This is a genomic window from Pelosinus sp. sgz500959 (assembly GCF_042610375.1).
Taxonomy (GTDB): domain Bacteria; phylum Bacillota; class Negativicutes; order DSM-13327; family DSM-13327; genus CTSoil-075.
In genome coordinates this window covers 86,020-110,620 of record NZ_JBGJZL010000009.1, presented here as the reverse complement: position 1 = coordinate 110,620, position 24,601 = coordinate 86,020, and the positions used below count along the sequence as shown (strand labels likewise).

Genomic DNA, 24,601 nt, shown 5'->3' with positions numbered 1-24,601 from the left:
AGCAATTTAAAAATCCTCTGACAATCAGTTATCGTACTGATTGTCAGAGGATTTTTGTATGGCTCTTTTGGTGTGCCCAATTGAGGTTACTTGACTTCTTCTTCTCATATATGACAAAATAAGAACAACTGTCAGTTGGATCTTATTTGACGTAATCTATAAGCATAAGAAACCATGCTGCCTAGATTCAGAAAAAAATTATAAACGATGTAATTGTATTGAAAGTTGATCTAGTAATGCACTATTGTCAATTCCCATCATCAAAAGGCCATACCGGAGACCAGCATAGATGGGCTGGTAACTAAGGTCAATCACTTGTAAACCTGGACATGTACCAGCTAGTTCTTTAATAACTTGACGGTGGATAATTGCATTTTTTAATACACCACCAGATAGGACTAGGCTAAATTCTGCGTTCTGCAGGTCTAATTTTTTTATGACTGTAAAGGCCATGTCTTGGAGTTCGCGGCAAGCACCTTGGATAATTTTCTCCCCTTGAGGGTCACCTTCTTCTGCTAGTTTCATGATGATTGGCGTTAAAGCGGCAACTTGTGCTACAGAGAAGCGAGGGCTATATACCCAATTGATCAATTCATCAACATCTGCCAAGGAGATTTCACTTAACAGTGCAGCTAACATGCCAGAGGATTTTTCCCGGCCATCATAGCTTTTTAGAACATGAGTAATCGCGGCTTTACCAATGGAATATCCACTACCTTCGTCACCAACGAGGTATCCCCAGCCACCGACACGAGTCTCCAAGCCTTCTTTGGTGATGCCGCAGGCAATGGAACCAGTGCCTGCAGCGATTAGTACACCGTTATTTTGTCCCACTGATCCTTTTAATGTCAGCATGGCATCATTACATAGATAGATGGTATCAGCCGTTATATTTGCGGAAATTAATGCTTGATTTACGATTGATGCCAGGGCGGCTTCATCTTTTTTTGTGTCTAGACCAGCTAAACCCAAGACTACACAGTTGATATGTACAGTCTGTTTTTTTACAAGGGTGGTTAATAACACAATCAAATTCTCAGTGGCCTTTTCTGCACCAATGCTATGATAGTTACAAGAATTGCCTTGGGCAAAGCCAAGTATCTGTCCGTTCTTATTACAAAGTGCTGCTCGGCACCCTGTGCCACCTGCATCTACAGCTAAAACTGCTACTTCCTTCATATCAATTGCCACCTTCTGACTAGAATTTTTCTTCTATCATAATACCGGTAAAGTGAACTTGCAAGATCAATCATTACAATGGAGTGTGAAAGCGTGACAAAAGAACAAGAATTAGCCAATCAAATTCAGGGAATGGTTGGTGGTAAGGAGAATATTCGTACGGCAACTCACTGCATGACTCGCCTGCGTCTTACGATCATTGACGAGTCTAAAGTCGATGTGTCAGCTCTAAAAAATCTTAAAGGTGTCCTTGGAGTCGTTGAAGGGTCAGAGCAGCTGCAAATTATTCTTGGACCTGGTGTTGTTGGTCGGGTAGCTGCAGAAGTAACAACGCTGACAGGGGGACAACTGGAAGAAGTCAAAGATTTAAAAAGCCAAATTAAAGAGAAAAACCGCACGCCGGTTAAAATGTTCTTAGGTAAGCTGGCTGCTATTTTTGTGCCGCTGATCCCAGCCATTGTTGGGTCTGGTATGGTGGCAGGCTTAACCAATATTGCCATCCAATCAGGCGCTAATCCCCAAGGAAATTTTATTACGATCTTGAATGTAATCGGCTGGGGGTTCTTTTCTTACCTCGGTATTTTTGTAGGAATCAATACAGCCAAGGAATTTTCGGGTACACCAGCTATCGGGGGGCTGGCAGGAATCTTGATTATCAATCCTGCCATTGCGACGATAACGATCAATGGAATGCCTCTCGTTCCTGGGCGGGGTGGTTTATTTGGCGTGATACTTGTTGCTTGGTTTATGACCATGGTAGAGAAACAAGTGCGTCGAGTCGTACCGAATGCTCTTGATATTGTGATTACACCACTTGTTACTTTACTGATTGGTGGATTTGCTTGTTTCTATGTATTGCAGCCGATCGGCGGTGTATTATCTGATGGCATTATCAATTTATTTAAAAATCTGCTTGATATGGGTGGAGCTGTTATCGGCTTTATCCTTGCTGGAACTTTTTTACCTGTTGTCATGACCGGTCTCCATCAAGGATTAGTACCGGTTCATATGGAATTTTTAAATATACAACAGGCCAATCCGCTCATGCCTATCTTAGCGATGGCTGGTGCTGGACAAGTAGGGGCTACAGCAGCGGTATACCTAAAAACTAAAAATAATAAGTTGAAAGAAATCATTAAAGGGGCACTGCCAGTAGGTATTCTTGGTATCGGTGAGCCGCTGATCTTTGGCGTTACATTGCCTCTAGGCCGACCATTTATTACGGCTTGTATTGGAGCAGGTTTTGGCGGAGCATTTCAAGCGGCTATGCATGTAAACTCCATTGCACTAGGGTTGTCAGGACTGCCGCTGGCTTTTCTAATTAAACCTGGTCATATCACTTATTATTTAATGGGAATTTTGATTGCTTATGTGGCTGGATTTATCATTACTTGGCTAGTTGGTTTTGAAGATCTGCAAGAAGAGGACTATGAACAACAAGGGAAAGGGGGAATATAAGAATGTGGGAAAAAGGTATATCGGCCTATGTGGGAATGGGGTATTCTCTTGAAAGCATCTATCGTTATCTAGAGCTTGCTAAAGACTATGGATATACTCGCTTGTTTACATCGCTGCATATTCCGGAAGCAAATGCTGCTGTGATGTTAAATGATTTTCATAAGTTTATGGCTCATGCAGTGAAATTGGGTTATTCCATTACAGCAGATATTTCTCCTCGCGTCTCTCAAATGCTTGGTGCTACTCTATCGGATTTTTCTGCATTAAAAAAGCTGGGTTTATCAGCAATACGTCTTGATGATGGCTTTTCGCCAGAACAAATTGCGGCCATGAGTGTAACAAGCGGACTGGATATTGAAATCAATGCCAGTACGATCACTCCAGACACGTTGCAGCAAATCCATGATGCTAAAGCCGATATAACTCGGATGCGCGCTTGCCATAATTATTATCCACGTCCTGAAACAGGGTTGGCGTTTTCTCTCTTTGCTGAACGTTGTCAGCTCCTGCGTAGTTATAAGATACCTGTCCTTGCCTTTATTCCGTCTCGGAGTTGTCCTCGTGGTCCTATTTTTGCTGGCCTGCCTACACTAGAAAAGCATCGATTGATTTCCCCGCAGCTAGCTGCCAAAGAGTTATTGGCATCTGCGTTAGTCGATGGACTTCTCTTCGGTGATCCAATGGTGGGGGAAGAGGAATTGGCTTCTGTAGCTAGCCTTGAGCCTAGCAATATTGAACTGCAGGTGATCGTAGAAGCAGACGCCTCTGCTGCAGAGCGAGAAATTTTATTTGCTGCTCATACCAATCGTACTGACCCTGGAGAATGGGTCATTCGTTCTCAAGAAGCTCGCGGTATATGCCAGACAGTCATTCCAGCACGTGTAAGCATACCACGTAAGGTTGGAGCCATAACCATCGACAACCAGGACTACCTTCGCTATATGGGTGAAATGCAAGTGGTTCGATCCTCAATGCCCGCTGATCCGCGCGTTAATGTGGTGGCGCATATTATTGCTGAAGAACTTTTTCTGCTGGATTATATCAGGCCGGGCGGGACTTTTCGGTTAAAGGAGTTTGTTGCAAATGAATCTTGAGAAACTAGTAACGGAAGCTCGTAATCCAGACACGATCAATATTGACAATCAATCCAGTCTAGAGATTATAGAACTTATAAACCAAGAAGATCAAAAAGTTGCTATGGCTATTCGAAATATTTTGCCGGATATTGCTAAAGTCGTTGACTACATTGTTGAGGCTTTGCAGTCGGGAGGTCGTCTCTTTTATCTTGGTGCTGGGACAAGTGGTCGGATCGGAATTCTTGATGCATCAGAGTGCCCACCGACTTACGGTACGGATCCTGAGCTGGTACAGGGACTCATCGCTGGCGGAGCACAAGCCATTTTACGGGCTGTAGAAGGAGCTGAGGATTCGGATACTTTGGCAGCTGAAGATTTAAAAAGTAAACAACTAAGTCCATTAGATATCGTGATTGGTATTGCTGCCAGCGGCCGAACTCCCTATGTAATTGGTGGTCTGCGCTATGCAAAGTCAATGGGATGCAAGACCGTATCCTTAACCTGCAGTCCTGATTCTGAGATGAGCAAAGTCGCTGATCACAGCCTAACAGTAGTAACGGGACCCGAAGTCATTATGGGATCGACACGGATGAAAGCGGGTACTGCCCAGAAAATGGTGCTCAATATGCTGACAACAGCCACTATGATCAATCTCGGGAAAGTCTATAGTAACTTGATGGTCGATGTACAGGCTACGAACCTAAAGCTAAAGGAACGTGCAAAGCGAATTGTTATCTTGGCTACTGGAGCTGACCATAAAGAGGCTGAAGAAGCTTTAAATGCTGCAGGCGGCTTAGTAAAACTAGCGATTATCATGATATTGGCAGGGGTTTGTGCTGAAGATGCATCCCAATTGTTAGAAACAGGTAACGGCTTTGTTGCAAAGGCTTTGGCTCTGGGAGACTGCAAAACCAACTAATTGCTGGCAAATCAAACAGCAAGAAAAAAATTATTGTGAGGTGTCTTTATGGATATTCCAGGAATCGAAACAATATTTACGAAAAGTATGACCCTTACCATCGAAAAAAGAATGGAAAAAACAGATTCCATCAAATTTTGTGATCGCCAAACAACTCCAGCTTTATCCGCGGACCTTGCTGCAGGATTTTGTGTAGGAGCAGCGCTGGGTAAGATCACACTCAAACAACCGCTGATTGATGCTGGTTGCTCTTATTTAGAGGCAATCTCAAATAAAAATTTGGAGGAAGCGGTTGCACGTACATATGATTTTTATAACTTGACGCGTGCGCGTTTAAGAACTGCAAATGAACTATTTCAGCTGTTTATTGAACAGGCTACGATTGATACAGAGACTAAAAAATTGGCAAGCAATGTTGCGGAGCTGTTTTTTCAAACAACCATTGAGGGTGATGAGTAATTTTATGTGGTAAATAATTAGGAATGATGAAGATCAAAAAAATAAGTGGACATTAGATAAGGTGCTGTGCAGAAATGAATTGTTCTGTACAGCACCTTATCTAATTCAAAACTAGAATATCGTAAGCCATCCCATTTTCCTACTGTCGGTTATCGATTTTTGAAGAGAGAGCAGCTGGCTTGTCACGATCAAGAAGGAATCTTTGTAGTAAAGCATAGCGTACTATGAAAAGGTTACTAAACTCTCGATAAAAGGCGAGCTACAATAAGGCCTAGTTGCAGTTTGAATTGGTCTTGTGAATTTTCGGGATCGAATCCGGTGATCTCGTAAATACGATTTAACCGATATTTGAGAGTATGCCTGTGAACGTAGAGTTTTTGTGATGTTTCTTTTATCCTGCTATTACATTCGAGGAAAGCTTCAAAAGTGGTAACTAGTTCACTTTTATGATTTAGATCATAATCAATGATTGGGGATACAGTCTGCAAGTAATAGTTGTACAATTCCTTTTCGTTCACGTTATTACCAAACAGATTATAGGCGCCTAGGTCTTCATAGTATAAAATACAATCTTTTTTTTGTAACCGATAGCCAATTGATAAGGCGTGTTCAGCTTCTTGAGAACTTTTAGGAATATCAGAGAGTTTGTTATAGATCTGACCGATTCCAATGGAAGCAGTAATTTGCATTTCTCCTCTTATGATTGCTTGTAATGAGTGAGCTATTTTTGAAATTTCTGCTTTACCTGTCGCGGTGTTAACTTGAAGCAAAATGATGAGTTTATTACTTTTATATTTTAGCAATGCTTGTTTTTGATAAGATTGTAAAAAAAAACGAATCAATGAAAATAGATTCTGCTTAATTTCCTGTAGATGTTCTTCACTATGATTTAGAATAATATCGTTTAAGTTATCAATTGATACGGAAAAAATGATGAATTTTTTTGCTAAATCAAAACCAAGATAATTTGCTCTACGATGTAAGATCTTTTCTGTTTTTATATTATTTTCGAGAAGATCATCAATGAAGTCACCTTTAACCCTCTCTTCTGCTTCCCATATAGCTTTTTCTTTTAGGATCTCTAGAGTGCTAATCGTGGCAGCAGAAGAAATTGCGATTTTTTTCATATCTTCAAGGACTTTTTCATCGGTGAGTACAGAGATATAACCATAGATATCATTACCAACCATGAGAGGCTGTAAGAACTGATAAGGAATGTCAGAAGGCGTATTCTTAAGAGATAGTATCGAGTTTATCGCATAAGTGAGTAATTTTCTTTTTTTCAAAGACTGATACTCCATTTGAATTTTTTCAGAATCTACATAACAAGAGCTCTTATCTAGCCCTGAATAGGTTAGAAGATTAAAGTATGTATCTAAAATTCTTACTGGTGCTTTAATCAGTTCAGATAATACCTTTGCAACTTGTGGGAGTCCTTCATTTTGCAATATCACCAGAGTCAAACGATCGTGAATCAGACGAGCATATTCGAGCATTTCCATTTGGCTATTTATAATTTGTTTAGCAATAGCCTTGGTCAGCTCTGAAAAGACAATATGTTTTGGTAATTCTAAGAGGGGAAAATTGTATTCATTACACTTTTGAATAATGGTGGGAGGTATTATGTCTAAGTAATAACCAGTTTGGATAGCAAGACCAGCTAAATTGCGTTTAGCCAAGTAGGGAATTAATTCATCAAGTAGGTTAGGACTATCAGTCAGGTCAAAAGCGGTAGTGATTAATAATTCACCTTCTTGTAATGAACTTACTTCATCAAGTAATTCCATAACACTGACCCATTTGATCTCTCGATCGAGTCCGGTTTTACCTGCGATGATTTTTGTTTGGTTCATCACATCGATGGCCAAGGCTGCTTGTACTGTAATTCCCATAACATAACACCTACAATCATATTTTGCTTTTTTATTATAACAATGATGGGCATTTAGACACTGAGTATAACTGGATGGCATTAGAATACTGCCTCTGGTCCAATGAAGCCGTCATATCAATATGGTATATTGACATTATCTTAAATGGAGCAGCTCAACGATTCTTGTGAAAGTGAATGATGAATTACTTCCAATAATAGTGTTTTTCTTTTGCTAACTCTTCAAAACGTTTGATTCGATCAATGGACTTATCATGGAATTTGGTGATTGATTCCATGATGATGGTATTGATTACGACTGATGCAGCTCCCATTGAGTCAGTAAAGGCAACGGAATGAGACGGTGCATAAATCACATAATCAGACAGAGGGACGCAAGGAGATAGTTCATCATTTGTTATGGAAATGATGGGCCACTTGAGGGTTCTTAAATATTCAACGATTTCCAGTGTTCTTGCAGGATACCTAGGATATCCAAAGACAATAACCGCTACTTTTTTACCCTCCCAGGGTAAAAAGGAGTCAAAGGTATGAACGCCTCCGTCATTAATGGTCAGTACTTCTTTTGATAAAGCGCGAATGAACATATAGCTGCAATAATTGGCTAGAGCAGCTGATGAACGCAAACCGATAATCACAACTCTCTCGGTTTCGCCGAGCAAATCAGTAACATCTGACATCACTTGTGGAGAAAACTTGGCAATCAGTTCATTAAAATTTTGTTCTTCAGCTTTTATGATATCCATTAAAATATTGGTTTCATCACGTTTGGTTTTGACGGATAATTCCGCATATTTAACCATTGTCATTTCATTACGGATGATTTGCTGCATCTTTTCTAAGAATTCAGGATATCCTTTGTAGCCCAGAAAGCGAACAAAACGGATCACGGAAACTTCCGATGTTTCTACTTCAGTTGCCCATTGCTGTGCTTTCATAAATGCAACATCAATAAAATTATTAACGACGTAGGTCGCTAGTTTTCGATACACACTAGTATAACTTTCTTGTTTGGATTGGATATGTAAGAGAAAATCATCTTTATTTTTTATATTATTAATTGATAAATTCATAATCAATACTACCTTCCCTTTTTTCAATAGACTGTTTTATAAAGTATAGCATTAATAGTTTTTAATTAAAACATGTTGTAAAAGCAACCACAAAAAAAAATTGACGGAAAAACTACAACGTTGATATAATTCAAAGTAAAACATTGATAGAAAATAGTGCTATATTGACTCTTAATAGCAGAAAATTCTAAGTCTAATAGGCTTTATTATAACAAGAATGGAAAAAGGAGGTGATTATACAATGTAATTGATCATTTTTAAGACAACTATTATTGAAAAAATCTAAATGTTAGGTGACAAAACCTTAATGAGTGAAACGCAGTACAATTCAAATGCGGAATTTACCATAAGGCAAACCGGTACTAATCGTGACTAAGACAAAATTAAAATTTAATATTTGAGAAGGAGCTGAAAGAGATGGATGATACTAAAAAACACGTATCGTTTAAAGTAGCTATACTTAATATTTTAATTCTTGTGGTTTCAGTAGGAATAGGTAACGGTTTATACAAAATGCCCCTCGACACTTCATTTATTGTAGCAATAACAGCCATTGCTGGAGTTGTTATGGTCAGCAATGGGTATAAAGGCAAGGAAATACTAGACTATTTCTTCGATGGAGGTAAGAAGTCAGTCAGCGTTATGATCCTTCTTATGGGTGTAGGTGCGGTCATTGGTTCATGGATTATATCTGGTGTCGTGCCAACTCTCATCTATTATGGATTAAAGCTGATATCACCATCTTATTTTTTAGTCAGTGGTTTTCTTTTTTTATGCTTGATTTCCTTTTTTATAGGAAGTGCATATGCGACGGCTGGGACAGTTGGTGTAGCTCTTATGAGCATTGGTTATGGAATGGGATTTCCACCAGCAGTAACGGCTGGTATGGTTTTATCGGGAGCCGTATTTGGAAACAAAATATCACCTTTTGCTGATACCACGAATATGTGTATCGCTGTAACAGGCGTAGATCTAGTCGAACATATTAAGTCCATGTTGTATTCCGTCATACCAATATTTTTTGCCAGTGCAGCGATCTATACATATATGGGAATATCCTTTGCTCATGAATCCCTGGATCAGTCCAATATCAATTTAATAATTGATTTAATTGATAAAAACTTTGTCATTAGTCCACTTTTACTATTAGTGCCGATTCTTACGATTGTACTCATTATTAAGAAAATGCCTCCGGTTATTGCCTTGTTGTTGGCGACTTTAGCTGGGGCCGTTGTCGGGCTTATTTTTCAACCGACGTATGATTTAAAAGCGATCTTTACTGCCATATCCAAAGGATTCCAAATTAATACAGGAGTACCTAAAGTGGATTCTTTGCTCAATCGAGGTGGTATTGCAAGTTTTATGGGAATTGTTGAGAATGTTTTCTTTCTTATGGGGGCTAGTGAGATCTTACAAAGGACAGGTACTACAACTGCCATACTAGAGAAAGTAAGCAAGGTGATTCGAGGTTCTACAAGTTTGGTAATTGCAAACTTATTTACAGGTTTGGTGGTAGATGGGGTCACAGGAAGCCAATATCTAGCAATCATTTTACCTGGAGAAATGTTTAAACCCTTATATCAAAAATTAAAAATAAAGCTTACAGTGCTCTCTAGAACACTAGAGGATTCAGGAACAATATTCGCCTTTCTGATTCCCTGGTCACTAAATGCGATCGGTATGGGCGCAATATTAGGTGTTCCAGTGACTGAATCATATATTTATGCTTATCAGCTTTGGTTGTCTCCTATTCTCTGTATTCTGTTCGCTGTGACTGGAATTGCCATATGGAAAGAAGATTCAGCGGAAGAACAAACTCAGGAAGTTAGAAAAAATTTGGCTGGTTAATTAGTTATAATAAGGGGGAGAAAAAATGATTATTGGTGTATTAAAAGAAAACAAAGAAGGCGAATCAAGGGTTATCGTAACCCCAACTGGTGTATCCGAATTATGCCGTTGTGGTCATACGGTATTGGTGCAGAAAGATGCAGGGACTCAAGCTGGTTTTTCCAATGATGAGTATGTAGAAGCAGGGGCTCAATTGCGTGAAAGTATGCAAGACATTTATGCAGAAAGTGAATTAGTTGCTAAGGTTAAAGAACTTTTTCCAGAAGAATATGATTTAATTCGCGAAGATCAGATTATGCTTGCTTGTTTTCATCCAGCAGCAAATCGGGAAGAAACAGATGTCATGTTAGATAGAAAGATCATTGGATTTGCGGCTGAAGATACACATCGCTATGGATCGCCAAATTGTGAGGTCGCAGGGAAATTAGGAGCGATCATGGGGACCTTATGCCTGACCACTATGTATGGCGGTAGTGGAAAATTAGTTGGTGGTATGGGTGGTGCGCCAGGCATTAATGCGATTGTTATTGGGGCTGGCATTGTTGGAAAAGGAGCGACTGAGGTACTCGCCTCTCTAGGTGCTAAGGTCATTCTAATGGATGTCAATGTAGGAGTACTAAGAAGTTGCGGTACTATATTCCCTAAAAATGTACATACAGCTTTTTCAAATCAAAAAAACATTGCAGATTTACTTCCTACGACTGACCTTGTGATTAATTGCGTAAAATGGCCTAAGCATAGAAAGGACCATTTAATTAGTCGTGATATGCTAAAATTGATGCAAAAAGGATCTGCAATCGTCGATATCAGTGCTGATTTAGGAGGTGCTATTGAGACTTACCGTCCAACAAGTCACCATAATCCTACTTACATCGTTGATGGAATTGTTCATTACGGCGTTGATAATATTCCAGGTGCTGTTCCTCATACAACGTCAATTGCTTATGCTGCAGTTGTATTACCCCATTTACTTTCCATTGCCAATAATGGAGTGGAAGAAGCATGTAAAAGAGATGCCTATTTAAGAAGAAGTTTGGTGACCTACAAAGGGACATTAACACATGCTGAGACGGCATTGATACAAAATCGTGAAAGAATCACTCCTGAAGAGATGTTAGGATTAACTGATTGCCAAAACCTTGATCGTATCTAAAAATAATCAAGTCATTTGATTTGATCATAAGACGGATCCACATAACACTAAGGCAGTGTTTCAGTATCAATTGCTGAACACTGCCTTTTTTATAACCATCATTTATACATCGTGTATAATTTGGATAAAGAAAATTATGGCATAATTGCCAAAGAATAAGACGGTAGGTAAATGCTATAGTTATATCATGTTCAGGCAGAAAATGCTTATAGAGTACAAAGTATGAATTGAGCGTAATCATGCCAAAAATTACGTTAGGTTATGGCAAAAAGAGTATGAAGAATCCAAATTGAGGGGGAAATAGGATGCGTAACTATAAAGATATTCCACTGTGGAGTCACGTTTCAGAAGAGGAATGGAATGACTGGAATTGGCAAGTTCGTAATCGGATCACCAATGAAGAAGAATTAAAGCAAGTCATTGAACTATCCAGCGAAGAAGAAGATGGTATAAGACAATGTTTAAAAATGTTACGAATGGCCATCACTCCCTATTATGCAACTTTAATGGATCCTGTGGACCCAAACTGTCCGATTCGTAAGCAGGCTGTACCTACCATACGAGAATTGCATAATGGAAAATCAGATATGGCCGATCCGTTGCATGAGGATATTGATTCCCCTGTCCCAGGTCTTACTCATCGCTATCCAGATCGGGCGCTGCTGTTATTGACGGATCGGTGCTCAATGTACTGTAGATTCTGTACGAGACGAAGGTTAGCTGGTGCTACTGATCAAGCTAGAACGATTGAACGTATTGATGCATGTATTGACTATATTCGTAAAACTCCTGTGGTCAGAGATGTGGTCTTATCTGGGGGCGATGCGCTGTTGGTCTCTGATAAGCTTCTCGAATATGTCTTACAACAATTAAGAGACATTCCTCATGTAGAAATCATTAGAATTGGTACACGGGCTCCAATCGTGCTTCCTCAGCGGATTACTCCTGAACTTTGTACAATGATTAAAAAATATAACCCAGTATTTATAAATGTACATTTTAACCATCCCTTAGAAGTCACCAAAGCTTCTGCTGCCGCTTGTTCGATGTTGGCGGATTCTGGTTTTTCCTTAGGTAATCAAAGTGTATTACTCACTGGTATCAATGATTGTCCTAATGTTTTGAAGAAGTTATTTCATGAATTATTAAAGATCAGAGTACGGCCCTACTACTTGTATCAATGTGATCTTTCACAAGGAATCGAGCATTTTAGAACTTCAGTTGCGGCAGGAATTGAAATCATTGAAACGCTGAGGGGACATACTTCAGGATTGGCGATCCCTACTTATGTGGTCGATGCGCCTGGAGGAGGAGGTAAAATTCCTGTCATGCCACAGTACATGATTTCTCAGTCTGATGGTCAAGTCATTCTTCGTAATTATCAAGGAAATATCTTTGGTTATACTCAGCCGCCAAAACATTATGTCGATCCTGAGCAACCATGTAGTCTTTGTGGCGAAGGACACGTTGTAATGAATATGGAGAGATGAGGACGTTGTGATTTTAAATTTCATAGGGGTAGACGAGGAGGCGTTTTATGATGAAAGGATCAATCTATGGTATTCATCGTGTGATTGAACCAGTAGGGACTTTGCCACAAGCTGCGTGGAAAATTGATAACAACATGGACATCAATGATAATGAGATCCTCATTGATGTTGATGTATTAAATATTGATGCTGCTAGCTTCACCCAAATCAAAGAAGAAGCTCATTATGATATAGAAAAAATTAAAAATATCATGCAAGACATTGTGAAGCAACGAGGTAAACATCATAATCCAGTGACTGGTTCTGGTGGTATGTTGGTTGGAACGGTAAGGGGGATTGGATCAGATTTAAAAGATCGCATTGACTTAAAAGTAGGAGATCGGATTGTCACCCTTGTATCTTTATCTCTTACGCCATTGGTCATTAAAACAATCAAGAAAGTTCATATAGATCGAGATCAGGTTGAAATTGAAGGGCAGGCTATTTTATTTGAAACAGGTTTATATGCTAAGCTTCCTACTGATTTGGCAGATACATTGGCGCTCGCTGTGCTGGATGTGGCAGGGGCCCCCGCTCAAACCGCTAAATTGGTGAAACCTGGAGATACAGTCGTAATTATTGGGGGCGGAGGTAAATCAGGCACTCTCTGTATGTACGAAGCACGGAGAAGAGCGGGTGTAACTGGCACAATCATTGGTATCAGCTATGATGAAGCCAGCTGCCAGCGTTTACGGGAGCTGGATTGGGCTGATCATGTCCTTCAGATGGATGCAAGAGACGCCGTTTCTGTTATGGATGCTGTGGCAAAAGTCACCCAAAATAAAATGGCTGATGTGACCATCAATTGTGTCAATATTCCAGGTACTGAGATGGCTTCAATTTTGGCTACGCGCGATGAGGGAACGGTTTACTTCTTTTCCATGTCCACGAGCTTTACCGCGGCAGCTTTGGGTGCAGAGGGAGTCGGTAAGGATGTTACTATGATGATCGGGAATGGTTATACCCACGGGCATGCAGAGGTCGCTCTCAATATCTTAAGAGAAAGTCCACAGATTTGTCAGCTTTTTCAAAAGATTTATGTGTGAGCAAAGGAAAGAAACAGAGGGATTTGACAAAATATTATGCAACCGTGAGATGACGAGCATTGCGATTGTCGGTATGGCGAAAAATGTTGGTAAGACAGTTACATTGAATTATTTGGTCAAGCAAGCTACAAGGCAAGGATTATGTTTAGGACTTACCTCAGTAGGCCGAGATGGTGAAAGGCGAGATGAGGTTTATCATACACCCAAACCTAGAATATTTGCCCCAGCGGGCTGTCTTTTGGCGACAGCACGGGGGACTTTGAAAAATAGTGAGATCGAAATTGAAATAGTCAAAGAGACTGGATTTTCCACAGCCATGGGAGATGTGATCATCGGGCGGGCCCGTGAATCAGGTTACGTAGAATTAGCTGGCCCCACATTGATGAAAGATCATCGAAGTCTACTACATGAGTTGTTACAAAGCGGAGCTGACCGCGTTATGGTAGATGGGGCATTGGATCGGGTCAGCCTAGCAACCCCTTCTTTAGCTCAAGGAATTATTCTAGCAACGGGAGCCACTTTAGGTGGTAGCGCAGATGTGGTGATGGAAAAAACAAGAGATCGAATTGAACGGTTTACATTACCACAGGTTGATGTCTCTTATTTAGAGTACTATCACCAAGTTATGGAGCATAGTAAAGTCGCGCTGATTGACGTTACTGGGGTAGTAACTAGTTTGCAAGTCGAGGGATCTCTTGTAGCGGGTGAAATGCTTAGGCAGCAGATAACCCCATTAACACGAACCGTTGTAATGGGAGGAGCTGTTGGCAATGGGGTATTGGAAGGATTAGTGTCCAGTAAGACACGAGGTAATTATCTAGAACTCGTAATTCGGAATGGGACTTGTTTATTTTGTGATAAAAAATTGTGGCGTAAGTTTGTAGCCATGGGTGGTTCTATAAAGGTAGTAGACCCAATTCGTTTAATGGCGATTACTCTCAATCCCACCTCCACAAAGGGGATTGAATTTGCATCTCGAGAGTTTTTTGAACTAGGAGTCAAAATGTTCAAACCTTATCCCGTAATGGATGTTGTTATGGGTTATTGTTCCATTGAATGTATAGTGTAGGTACGATTGCCGATAAAGGAGGGGATAACGTGGCATATCTTTCTATTGATGAAAAACTGGTGGCAACTGCCCGTGAATCAGCCAAAAAAATTGCACAACAGGTAAAACAAGAGGTTGATGCCTTTACCACGACTACTGTTGAAAGGGCTACATTACGACTTTTAGGTATAGATGGAGTCAATCATGCAGGAATTCCATTAGCGAATGTCATTGTGGAACATTTAGCAGAAAAAAATATAGTAAGTAAAGGTGTGACATTGCCCATCGTAAGCGCCATGGAGCGATATCAAATGACAGCGCAAAAAGTGGCTGAATCTGTTGCCCAGGGGCTATTCGATCTCAGTGTTACTCCTGAGAACGACCAGGATAAAATGAAAGACTTATCGATTAAGTTGGGCGAAGAAGCTTGTCATAAGATTAAGAAAAGAAGCAAAGAACGAGAACATATGATCAAAAGTTTTGGGAGAGGCGAAGCGCCATATCTTTATCTGATTGTAGCGACGGGTAATATTTACGAAGATATTGAACAAGCTACAGTCGCCGCGCGGCAAGGTGCTGATATCGTTGCCGTGATTCGCACAACAGGACAGAGTCTGCTTGATTATGTTCCTTATGGTGCGACAACTGAGGGATTTGGTGGTACTTATGCAACACAGGAAAACTTTCGCCTCATGCGCCAGGCATTGGATCAGGTGGGAGAGGAGATTGGAAAATATATTCTCCTAACAAATTATTGTTCAGGGTTATGCATGCCGGAGATTGCAGTGATGGGGGCGATGGAGCGCCTTGATATGATGCTGAACGATTCCATGTATGGCATTATTTTTAGAGATATTAACATGCGGAGGACTTTTATTGATCAGTTTTTCTCTAGAATGGTAAATGCCTATGCTGGAATTATCATTAATACTGGGGAAGATAATTATTTAACGACTGCCGATGCTTATGAAAAAGCTTATACCGTGCTGGCATCGCAGTTTATTAATGAACAATTCGCCCTTTTATCTGGTTTGAAAGAGGAACAGATTGGACTCGGGCATGCTTTTGAAATCAATCCAAATATGGAAGATGGATTTTTATGGGAAATATCTCATGCTCAATTAGTACGACAAGTTTTTCCTCATTCACCCATTAAATATATGCCACCGACTAAATATATGACAGGTAATATCTTTAAAGGACATACTCAAAATACGTTATTTAACGTTGCTTCAGTCCTCACAGGTCAGAGTATTCATTTATTAGGTATGTTAACGGAAGCGATTCATACGCCTTTCCTGCAAGATCGCTTTTTGAGTGTTGAGAATGCACAGTATGTATTTAATACAATGAAGCATATTGGAGAAGAAATTGAGTTTAAGCCTAATGGACGTATTCAGAATAGAGCGAATAAAGTGTTAATTGAGGCGTCTGGAATGTTGAAAGAAATTGAAAATATAGGCTTAATGGAAGCTATCAAACAGGGGATGTTCGCGGATATCAAGCGTCAGCCTGAGAGCGGTAAAGGGTATTCAGAAGTCATTGTGAAGGATGACGATTACTTTAACCCCTTCATTCAGTTGATGTTAGGAGGGGGAAACCATGAAACAAGGTAAAGAGCAAGTGAGACCTTATGGTGATACCATGGACGATGGTGCTATGCAGCTATCCTTTACCCTTCCTTTAAAACTAGATGAGATGTCTTGTGAAGCAGCGCGGACCCTAGGTGAACAAATGGGGTTAACAGATGTAGGAGTCACATATAGCCGTGATTTAGGTCAAGGATTTTCCTTCTTTATCATTTATGGTAAATATACTGGTTCAGTGGATATCTCTAAGATTACGGTCAACAAAGTAGAGTGTCAAAAAATGAAGAAGGAAGAAGTCGATCAGTTTATCAGCGCGAAATTTGGTCGAAAGTTAAACATTCTAGGAGCGTGTATTGAGAGTGATGCCCATACTGTTGGCATCGATGCCATTATGAATATGAAGGGATATAACGGCCATAAAGGACTAGAGAGCTATCATGAAATGAATGCATATAATCTTGGTGCTCAGGTTAGTTCAGAAGATTTTGTAGCTAAAGCCATAGAAATGAAGGCCGATGCTTTGTTGGTCTCTCAGATTGTGACCCAAAAAAATGTCCATTTAGCTAATCTTACTAAATTAACAGATCTTCTAGAAGCGGAAAGCATCCGAGATCAAATCATTCTTGTCGTAGGCGGACCTCGTATTACACACGAACTGGCAAAAGAATTAGGATATGATGCTGGTTTTGGACCTAATACCTATGCGGAAGATGTAGCTTCTTTTGTGGTACAAGAAATGGCTCGTAGAGATAAGAAATAAATCGGTACTGACAGCGTTAAGAAATGAAAAGGAGTTATGATGAATCATGGAAAAAGAACAATTAAATCTTACAAAATCCTTAGCAATGTATGAGGAGGCTCAAAAACTTTCGCCAGGAGGATTGATGGGGATCAGACGCCCCTATAACTTCGTATCTGGAGAATATCCTATTTTTCTTAATAAAGGATACAAGGGACATATTATCGATGTGGACGGTAATGATTATATTGATATGCTGTGCGCCTATGGGCCTATCATTTTAGGGTATGATGAAAAAGAAATTAATGAAGCAGTGATTAAGCAAATGGATTCAGGATTTTGTTTTTCTTTAGTCCAACCTATACAAAATGAACTGCAAAAACGATTGGTCAAATTGATACCTTGTGCTGAAATGGCTATTTTGGTCAAGACTGGATCAGATGCCACCTTAGTCGCTACTCGAATTGCTCGGGGGTATACTGATAAGAAAAAAATACTGCGTTGTGGATATCATGGATGGCATGATTGGTGTGTTGAAACTCATGGCGGAGTTCCAGACGAAATTAGCAAATTGACGATTGAATTTCCTTATGGAGATTTGCACGCTTTGGAAGAGGCTTTGAAGAATAATAAGGGCGATGTGGCAGGAATTATCATTACACCTGTCGGGCATCCTACCAACCAACCTGTTATGGCACCTCCTGAAGGATATTTACAAGGTGTTCGCGCCTTGGCTGATCAATATAAGGCAGTGTTGATTTTTGATGAGATTCGTACTGGATTTAGAGTTGCGATGGGCGGTGCTCAAGAACGTTATGGTGTGACTCCGGATTTAGCTACTTTTGGTAAGGCCATGGCGAATGGATATGCCATTAGTGCTTGTGTGGGCAAAAGTGAATTTATGCAAGTTGCGGAAAAGAAAGTATTTGTCAGTTCTACTTTTTTTCCGAATAGCCTCGAAATGGTAGCTGCTATGAAATGTATTGATATTTTGGAAAGGGAAAAAGTCATTGATGACATTTGGCGGCGAGGGGAAAATTTCCTAAACAAGCTGACTAAGATTGTTGGTGATTCGGGGATTCCTGCTCTTGTTTCGGGTATTCCGCCAATGCCTTATTTAACGTTTGATAAAGTAGATCAGTATTATGGAGAACGTAGGACTTGTTTTTACACAGAAGCCATTCGCAGAAATCTCTTTATTCAGCCCTATCACCATTGGTATATTGCTTATCGTCATACGAATGAGGATCTTGATTATGCCTTGGATACGATTGAAGAGGCACTTGCTATAACGAAGAAACGTTATCCTGTAAAATAAATAAGATCTTAGTTAAGACGGTAAAACACTGCGTGCGTAGAAAGAAAAATAATGGGGGATAGCATGGAAAAGTTGATGATTACAGCAGCAATGGTTGGTGCTGAGGTTACACGACGAGATCATCCAGGGATACCAATCACTCCTGAAGAAATTGCTGAAGCCGCCTATGAGTGTTATAAAGCTGGTGCTTCCATCATACATTTGCATGTGCGTAAATCAGATGGTACGCCAACTCAGGATATAACTGTATTTAAAGAAACGATGACATTAATTAAAGAAAAATGTGATGCCATTATTCAAATTTCTACTGGTGGTGCTGTTGGTATGGCCTTTGAAGAAAGGGTAGGACCTGTAAGGTTGGGGCCAGAAATGGCAACGCTGACAGCTGGATCGGTGAATTTTGGTGAAGATGTATTTATTAATTCTCCTCAAGATATAGAATTATTTGCATTGACTATGAAAGAATATGGTGTAAAACCTGAGATTGAAGTATTTGATACAGGGATGATATCCACGGCTATCAAACTGGCTAAAAAAGATATTTTTGTTTCACCACTTCATTTTGATATGGTCATGGGTGTTCCGGGCGGAATTGAAGGAACACCGAAGAATCTTTTACAGTTAGTTGAGTTATTACCTGGAAATGCTACCTGGACGGTTGCAGGAATTGGGAAAGGCGAATTACCCCTAGGGGTAATGGCCATCATACTAGGTGGGCATGTGAGGGTTGGATTTGAAGATAACATCTATTATTCAAAGGGAATTTTGGCAGATAGTAATGCTCAATTGGTAGAACGGATTGCTCGCATGAGTCGCGAACTGGGGCGTGAGGTAGCGACGCCAGAAGAGGCTCGTAAGATTTTAAAAATAAATAAGGAGACTTTATATGATAGATAAGGTCATAACGATTGAGCAAGCAAGCGAATATCTCTATGATGACATGGATGTCATGATTGGTGGTTTCTTGGGTGTTGGCACACCAAATCGTTTAATCCAGGCTATGGTAGACAAGAAAATAAAAAAAATGACACTCATAGCCAATGATACTGCATTTATAAATCAAGGTATTGGCCCACTGATTGTAAATCAGCAAATCAAAAAAGCGATCGTTTCTCATATCGGGACAAATTCTGAAACTGGTAAGCAAATGCTTGCCAATCAGCTAGAGGTGGAGCTAGTTCCTCAAGGAACATTAGCCGAACGTATACGATGTGGTGGGGCTGGTTTGGGTGGTATATTAACACCAACTGGTGTAGGAACGATTATTGAAGATGAGAAGAAACTCTTTATGATTAATCAGAAAGAATATCTCTTAGAGATGCCTTTGCGTGCCAATGTATCCTTAATCAAAGCTAAAAAAGCTGATCGATTTGGTAATTTGGTATATGAAAAGGCGGCGCGCAACTTCAATCCATTAATGGCAATGGCAGCTGATTTTGTCATTGCTGAGGTCGACGTACTTGTAGAAGATGGTGCAATTGATGCTGATGAAGTCATGACACCTGGTATTTTAATTGACAAACTTGTGTGGATGGGAGAAAAATAATCATGATACACTCGGATGCTAAAGGAACAATTGCTAGGCGTGTGGCCCAAGAATTAAAGAATGACGATGTAGTAAATCTGGGAATTGGATTACCCACCTTAGCCCTAGATTATTTAGATGAAAATGTAAATGTGATTCTTCATTCAGAAAATGGATTCATCGGTTTAGGACCCGTACAAGGTATAGAGAATTCCAATCTAGTGAATGCAGGAGGACAGTTTGCAGGTATTGTTAGTGGTGGATCTACATTTGATAGTGCCATGTCATTTGCACTCGTTCGTGGTGGTCATATTCACGTTACAGTGCTTGGAGCTTTACAGGTAGATGTAAAGGGCAATCTTGCAAACTGGATGGTTCCAGGGAAGATGATTCCCGGTATGGGTGGTGCTATGGATCTAGTCGTCGGAGCAAAGAAAGTAATTATTGCTATGGAGCATTGTTGTAAAGATGGTTCACCTAAAATTCTTAATCATTGTACCTTACCTCTAACTGGTAAAGGTGTAGTTAATATGCTGATTACAGAACTCGCGGTTTTTACTGTTCAGCAAGATGGATTAATGATGGATGAAATTACTGAGGGCATTAACATCGAGTATGTTCAAGCAAGAATGGAAGCCCCATTTAGTGTTAATCCAAATCTAAAAGTGAATCCTGTTTTTTTAAGTCATCAATGAGAGAAATATAGATGGAATAAATAGAAAAAAGTATTTGAAAACCAGCTGTTTTGCTGGACTTTCAAATACTTTTTTGCATAATTATAAACTATTAAATTTGAAATCTGCTAACTGCTTCTTGAAGATTCAGGGCGAGTGTAGCAAGGTTTTGGGTAGATGAGGCGATTTCTTCCATGGATGCAGATTGCTCTTCTGTAGCGGCGGATACTTTCTGGGCTTCGCCTGCTGTGTTTTTACTAAGGTTATCAATCTCATTCACGGAGGATACAATTTGTTGGCTACCACTTGCCATTTGTTGAATCGCAACAGAGATTTCTTTAACTTGACTGGATACTTCTAATACAAGAGTTGCTATTTCTTTAAATGCATATCTTGCGCTAGTAACAACCTCTGTTCCGATTTTTACTTCATGGGTACCTTCACTCATTGCAATGACAGCTTTGTCTGTATCTTCTTGAATTTCACTGATTAATTTAGCGATCTCTTTGGCAGCGTCCTGTGATTGTTCAGCAAGCTTACGGACTTCTTCTGCGACGACAGCAAAACCGCGTCCTTGCTCACCTGCTCTTGCAGCTTCAATTGCGGCATTGAGTGCTAGTAGGTTTGTCTGTCCAGCAATGCCTGCGATTGTATCTACAATTTGTCCAATTTCTTTAGAACGCTCACCGAGCTTAGCAACTACTTGTGCAGAACTATTGACTGTTTGTTCAATTTGAGTCATTTGGTTTACAGACTTCTCAAGTGATTTGCCGCCTTCATTTGCCTTCTCGGCAGCTTGTGCAGATTTCCCAGCTGCAAGATTGGTATTAGTAGACACTTGCTGGATGCCTGAGGACATTTTTTCAACGACGGTTGCTGCTTTATTGGTTGTAATAACTTGCTTTTCTGCACTATTTGCCACTTGGTTAATTGATTCAGCGACTTGATTTGCCGCATGGGCAGAGTGGGCAGCACTTGCTGTTAATTCTTCACTTGAAGCAGCTAGTTGTTTTGATTGAGAGTATACCTTGGTAATGAGTTCATGCAAATTTTTTCGCATTTCTTGAAAGCCTTTTGCTAATTGTCCAATCTCATCTTCTGAAAAAATAGTTATTTCTCGTTTTCGGAGGTCGCCTTGGGATAAGAGCAGGCATTCATCTCTAATGAGGATAATCGGTTTAGCAAAGGTTCGTGCAATGAATACAACAGATACAGCGGCGATGAATAGGCATATTAGTGAAAGAATGAGCATTGTGTGTGCCAGAGTGTTTATTTCCAGAGTTGCTTCATTGGCGGGCGCTGCGATTGTCATGACCCAACGTTGGCTGCCAGGTAAATCTATAGGGGTAAGAACTGCAATTCGCGGTATATCATCAACAAAGGTATAGATCCCTTGTACCTGTTGATTCGATTCGGCGGCAGACTTGAATAAATTAAGTAAGCTATCATCAAGTTCTGTTTTAGGCATTTTAAGTTCGCTGTTTATCTTCTTTTCGCGAAGATTGAGCTTACCCATGAATTCTGGGTGTTGAGGATGGGCGATAATTGTACCTCCATCATCTGCTAATTGACCATAACCCGTATCTAAAAATTTGAGGTTGCTAATTACATTTGTGAGTCTATTGACAGAAAATGTTCCAACCAGAACCCCAGTCAACTGATCATTATGCATAACAGGAACAGCCAAAACGACAGCAAGTTTACCTGTAGATTTGGAAACTAGAGGGTCGGAAACAGCCACTTTCTTTGTAGAAATTACTTTTTTAAAATAATCACGATCGTTGTAAGAGAAAGTTGCTCCAGTGTTCGTGGTCCCTGCACCATCAGGAGAAATGAAAACAATAACATCAAAAGTACCGAATCTTTTTTGATTTTCTGCCATAGCTTTGACAATCAGCTTTTTATCACTACCTGTAGAGATGTCTTGGATGCTGGCTAACCCTTCCAGCTGAGAGATCATAACATTTATATCACCTTTGACGCGATTGCTATAGTCAGTTCCCACTGCCGTTGCGGTTTGGCTAATGCTTTTTTCCAAGGCTTGCCTTGACAGATAATAGCTGGCCCCCGATAGTACACTTACTACTAGGAAAATAAGAGGCAAGAAAATAATGAATAAACGGGTTTGAATGTTTTTAACTTTCATTGTTCTAAGACTCCTTTCCATAAATTCATAGACATAAGTCAATTTAAAGAATAAGTCAGACTTGAACCTGCAAATCAGCTAGGAAGACCTGATTGCGCCCATGGCGTTTGGCTGTATAGAGAGCATCATCTGCATGGTGGATTAGAGTATCGGCAAGAGATGTGCTTCCATTTAAGGATGTCACACCAACGCTGACCGTAAGGAATAGTGTAAGATCGCCAGACATAATTGGATCTTGGAGGAAGGAGTTTCGGATTCGATTGCACATGGTATTGGCATCTGCAGCTGTAGTATCAGGAAAAATTAACAGGAATTCATCGCCGCCATAACGTCCTACTAAATCATAAGAGCGTAGGGAATTGAGAATGCGAGCGACAGCCTCAGTCAGGACTATATCACCCACTAGGTGACCATGAGTATCATTAATCTCCTTAAAATGGTCAATATCCAGCATCGCAATTGACAGTGGGGATTTAGAGCGAGTAGATCTTTTTATTTCCTCATCGAGACGCTCTAAGACAGCACGACGGTTGAGGGCATTTGTGAGGGGATCCCAGTGAAGAAGCTTTAAGAGATCACGTTGCATTTGTACAATACGTATCCCAACACGAAGGCGCATACGTAATTCATTTCCATTAAAAGGGCGGGTAATATAGTCGTCAGCTCCAGCGAGAAAACCTTCGGTGATTTCCTCGTCTTTGTCTTTGCTCGTAATCAAAATGACGTAACTATATTTCGCTGACTGAAGACGCTCGAGGGCAATTCTGCGGCAAACTTCCAGCCCACTCAGCTTTGGCATAACCCAGTCAAGTAGAACAATTTGTGGAGCATCGTCTCTCTGTAAAATTTCCCAAGCTTCTTCGCCATCGTGGGCTTCGATACTTCTCATATCCATTTCTTCAATCATGTTCCTTAACATGCGGCGGTTGACAGATTTGTCGTCAGCAATCAAAATACGTATCATCATAAACCTTCTTTCAACGAATGATTAACAAGAATGTCTTTAAAATAAGTGTGTATATTCGATCTCTATTTTTCGTATTGGGATATCACTTGTAACGGTTTCGGCGCGAGTATATTTTGTAGCGATTCGATTGGAAAGGTCTAAAGCTTGAATGGCAGTAACCTGAAATCCGCGAATACCATTGTCATAACCGCCTAAGCTGGATTTACCTTCTGGGATCGCATTATCAAGTAATTGACCAACAACCAATTTGAAAGCTTGTCGATCAGTAGCTTGATAGTTAATCCCAACAAGTAGAGCTTGATTAGCAGTTGAGGCGGAAGAATGAACAAATTCAGAAAGCAATTCGCCTTTTCCAATGGGTGAATTGATGCTAAATCCCACAAAATCATCAGTTTTTTTTGGTAAATTTGGTATATGAAGATAACTAGCTAATAAGCGTGTATCGCCTAAATAATGAGCGAATTCTGTCCCGAAGAAGGTTCTTGATCGAGCGTCTTCAAATAGAGCGGGATCAAGACGTCCGCTTACGAAGTGATAATGATCAAGGCCTCTATCAGCACGAATATCAACCCCACGAAACATGCCTTCTCCTACATTTGAACTGTTGTCAAACATTGCTCCATAAGCACCCAAATAAGTATCTTGGCTACCGATGACGAGCGTTTGGCGAGGATTTTTCCAGATTAGGCCATATTGATCAAGGGCTGTTTTATCAGAATCTGTGCTGTTGCCACTGTATGATTGATGTCCTAGACGTAAGAAGAGTGAGGTTTGTGCAGATAAAGGAGTTTTTGCATTGATACGTATAGTCCTTTCTATGAACTCTAGATCAGCAATACCAGGGGTTTTATATTGAAGGGATTCGTATTTTACGGTTGCTTCTCCTTCAATGGAGAGTGGCTGAGCTTGAACAGAGTTTTGTAAGGAGCAGAAGATAATAAGAAGTAGAAGGTACGTCATAAAT

At 40.2% G+C, this 24,601-nt stretch carries 21 protein-coding genes; 15 read left to right on the top strand and 6 right to left on the bottom strand.

Annotation, left to right across the window (positions count from 1 at the left end):
• Positions 1-198 precede the first annotated feature (198 nt).
• Positions 199-1,179, bottom strand: coding sequence for an N-acetylglucosamine kinase (locus ACAN52_RS15080; protein ID WP_378955743.1), 981 nt, complete (start codon positions 1,177-1,179; stop codon positions 199-201).
• A gap of 93 nt (positions 1,180-1,272) precedes the next feature.
• Here ACAN52_RS15080 and ACAN52_RS15075 point away from each other — a divergent pair, with 93 nt between their 5' ends.
• From ACAN52_RS15075 to ACAN52_RS15060, 4 genes are read left to right on the top strand one after another with little or no spacing between them, the layout of a single operon-like run.
• The gene (locus tag ACAN52_RS15075) at positions 1,273-2,637 is read left to right on the top strand and encodes a PTS transporter subunit EIIC (RefSeq protein WP_378955742.1); all 1,365 of its coding nucleotides are present in this window, start codon (positions 1,273-1,275) and stop codon (positions 2,635-2,637) included.
• 2 nt (positions 2,638-2,639) lie between these two features.
• The gene (locus ACAN52_RS15070; protein ID WP_378955741.1) at positions 2,640-3,731 is read left to right on the top strand and encodes a DUF871 domain-containing protein; all 1,092 of its coding nucleotides are present in this window, start codon (positions 2,640-2,642) and stop codon (positions 3,729-3,731) included.
• Positions 3,721-4,632, top strand: a complete 912-nt coding sequence (murQ, locus tag ACAN52_RS15065; protein WP_378955739.1) for an N-acetylmuramic acid 6-phosphate etherase — start codon at positions 3,721-3,723, stop codon at positions 4,630-4,632. Before ACAN52_RS15070 ends, murQ begins: the two co-directional genes overlap by 11 nt.
• 48 nt (positions 4,633-4,680) lie before the next feature.
• Entirely contained in the window at positions 4,681-5,091 is a 411-nt protein-coding gene (locus ACAN52_RS15060) for a hypothetical protein (protein ID WP_378955738.1), read from the top strand.
• Positions 5,092-5,327: 236 nt separating this feature from the next.
• Here the strand turns inward: ACAN52_RS15060 and ACAN52_RS15055 are convergent, their stop codons facing one another.
• Positions 5,328-6,983 carry a PucR family transcriptional regulator gene (locus ACAN52_RS15055; RefSeq protein WP_378955736.1) on the bottom strand — a complete coding sequence of 552 codons (1,656 nt, stop codon included), beginning with the start codon at positions 6,981-6,983 and terminating at the stop codon, positions 5,328-5,330.
• A 184-nt stretch (positions 6,984-7,167) separates the two neighbouring features.
• On the bottom strand, positions 7,168-8,055 hold the full coding sequence (locus tag ACAN52_RS15050; protein WP_378955735.1) for a MurR/RpiR family transcriptional regulator: 888 nt from the start codon (positions 8,053-8,055) through the stop codon (positions 7,168-7,170).
• A gap of 393 nt (positions 8,056-8,448) precedes the next feature.
• On the opposite strand from ACAN52_RS15050, the gene nhaC reads away from it, so the two are divergent.
• The 11 genes from nhaC (at position 8,449) to ACAN52_RS14995 (ending at position 20,545) form a co-directional block, all read left to right on the top strand.
• The gene (gene nhaC, locus ACAN52_RS15045; RefSeq protein WP_378955846.1) at positions 8,449-9,903 is read left to right on the top strand and encodes a Na+/H+ antiporter NhaC; all 1,455 of its coding nucleotides are present in this window, start codon (positions 8,449-8,451) and stop codon (positions 9,901-9,903) included.
• 25 nt (positions 9,904-9,928) lie between these two features.
• Positions 9,929-11,056: an alanine dehydrogenase gene (locus ACAN52_RS15040; RefSeq protein ID WP_378955734.1), complete on the top strand. Its 1,128-nt coding sequence runs from the start codon at positions 9,929-9,931 to the stop codon at positions 11,054-11,056.
• A gap of 305 nt (positions 11,057-11,361) precedes the next feature.
• Positions 11,362-12,546 carry a lysine 2,3-aminomutase gene (ablA, locus tag ACAN52_RS15035; RefSeq protein WP_378955733.1) on the top strand — a complete coding sequence of 395 codons (1,185 nt, stop codon included), beginning with the start codon at positions 11,362-11,364 and terminating at the stop codon, positions 12,544-12,546.
• A gap of 47 nt (positions 12,547-12,593) precedes the next feature.
• Positions 12,594-13,631: an L-erythro-3,5-diaminohexanoate dehydrogenase gene (locus ACAN52_RS15030; RefSeq protein WP_378955732.1), complete on the top strand. Its 1,038-nt coding sequence runs from the start codon at positions 12,594-12,596 to the stop codon at positions 13,629-13,631.
• Complete coding sequence (locus tag ACAN52_RS15025) at positions 13,624-14,700, top strand: hypothetical protein (protein WP_378955731.1); 1,077 nt, start codon at positions 13,624-13,626, stop codon at positions 14,698-14,700. The genes ACAN52_RS15030 and ACAN52_RS15025 overlap by 8 nt, the downstream gene beginning before the upstream one ends.
• Positions 14,701-14,729: 29 nt before the next feature.
• A complete protein-coding gene (locus ACAN52_RS15020; RefSeq protein WP_378955730.1) occupies positions 14,730-16,295 on the top strand; it encodes a lysine 5,6-aminomutase subunit alpha in 1,566 nt (521 codons plus the stop codon).
• On the top strand, positions 16,282-17,028 hold the full coding sequence (locus ACAN52_RS15015) for an OAM dimerization domain-containing protein (protein ID WP_378955729.1): 747 nt from the start codon (positions 16,282-16,284) through the stop codon (positions 17,026-17,028). Before ACAN52_RS15020 ends, ACAN52_RS15015 begins: the two co-directional genes overlap by 14 nt.
• Positions 17,029-17,074: 46 nt before the next feature.
• Positions 17,075-18,325 (top strand): aspartate aminotransferase family protein, encoded by a 1,251-nt coding sequence (locus ACAN52_RS15010; RefSeq protein WP_378955728.1) that lies wholly within the window; start codon positions 17,075-17,077, stop codon positions 18,323-18,325.
• 63 nt (positions 18,326-18,388) lie between these two features.
• On the top strand, positions 18,389-19,222 hold the full coding sequence (locus ACAN52_RS15005) for a 3-keto-5-aminohexanoate cleavage protein (RefSeq protein ID WP_378955727.1): 834 nt from the start codon (positions 18,389-18,391) through the stop codon (positions 19,220-19,222).
• Complete coding sequence (gene atoD, locus ACAN52_RS15000) at positions 19,215-19,871, top strand: acetate CoA-transferase subunit alpha (protein WP_378955845.1); 657 nt, start codon at positions 19,215-19,217, stop codon at positions 19,869-19,871. Before ACAN52_RS15005 ends, atoD begins: the two co-directional genes overlap by 8 nt.
• 2 nt (positions 19,872-19,873) lie before the next feature.
• Positions 19,874-20,545, top strand: a complete 672-nt coding sequence (locus tag ACAN52_RS14995) for a 3-oxoacid CoA-transferase subunit B (protein WP_378955726.1) — start codon at positions 19,874-19,876, stop codon at positions 20,543-20,545.
• A gap of 91 nt (positions 20,546-20,636) precedes the next feature.
• On the opposite strand, the gene ACAN52_RS14990 is transcribed toward ACAN52_RS14995, so the two are convergent.
• Genes ACAN52_RS14990 through ACAN52_RS14980 form a run of 3 tightly spaced genes read right to left on the bottom strand, consistent with a single transcriptional unit; the run spans position 20,637 to position 24,597 of the window.
• The gene (locus ACAN52_RS14990) at positions 20,637-22,670 is read right to left on the bottom strand and encodes a methyl-accepting chemotaxis protein (protein WP_378955725.1); all 2,034 of its coding nucleotides are present in this window, start codon (positions 22,668-22,670) and stop codon (positions 20,637-20,639) included.
• 55 nt (positions 22,671-22,725) lie between these two features.
• Positions 22,726-23,634, bottom strand: a complete 909-nt coding sequence (locus tag ACAN52_RS14985) for a GGDEF domain-containing protein (RefSeq protein WP_378955844.1) — start codon at positions 23,632-23,634, stop codon at positions 22,726-22,728.
• 39 nt (positions 23,635-23,673) lie between these two features.
• The gene (locus ACAN52_RS14980; protein ID WP_378955724.1) at positions 23,674-24,597 is read right to left on the bottom strand and encodes a hypothetical protein; all 924 of its coding nucleotides are present in this window, start codon (positions 24,595-24,597) and stop codon (positions 23,674-23,676) included.
• Positions 24,598-24,601 lie beyond the last annotated feature (4 nt).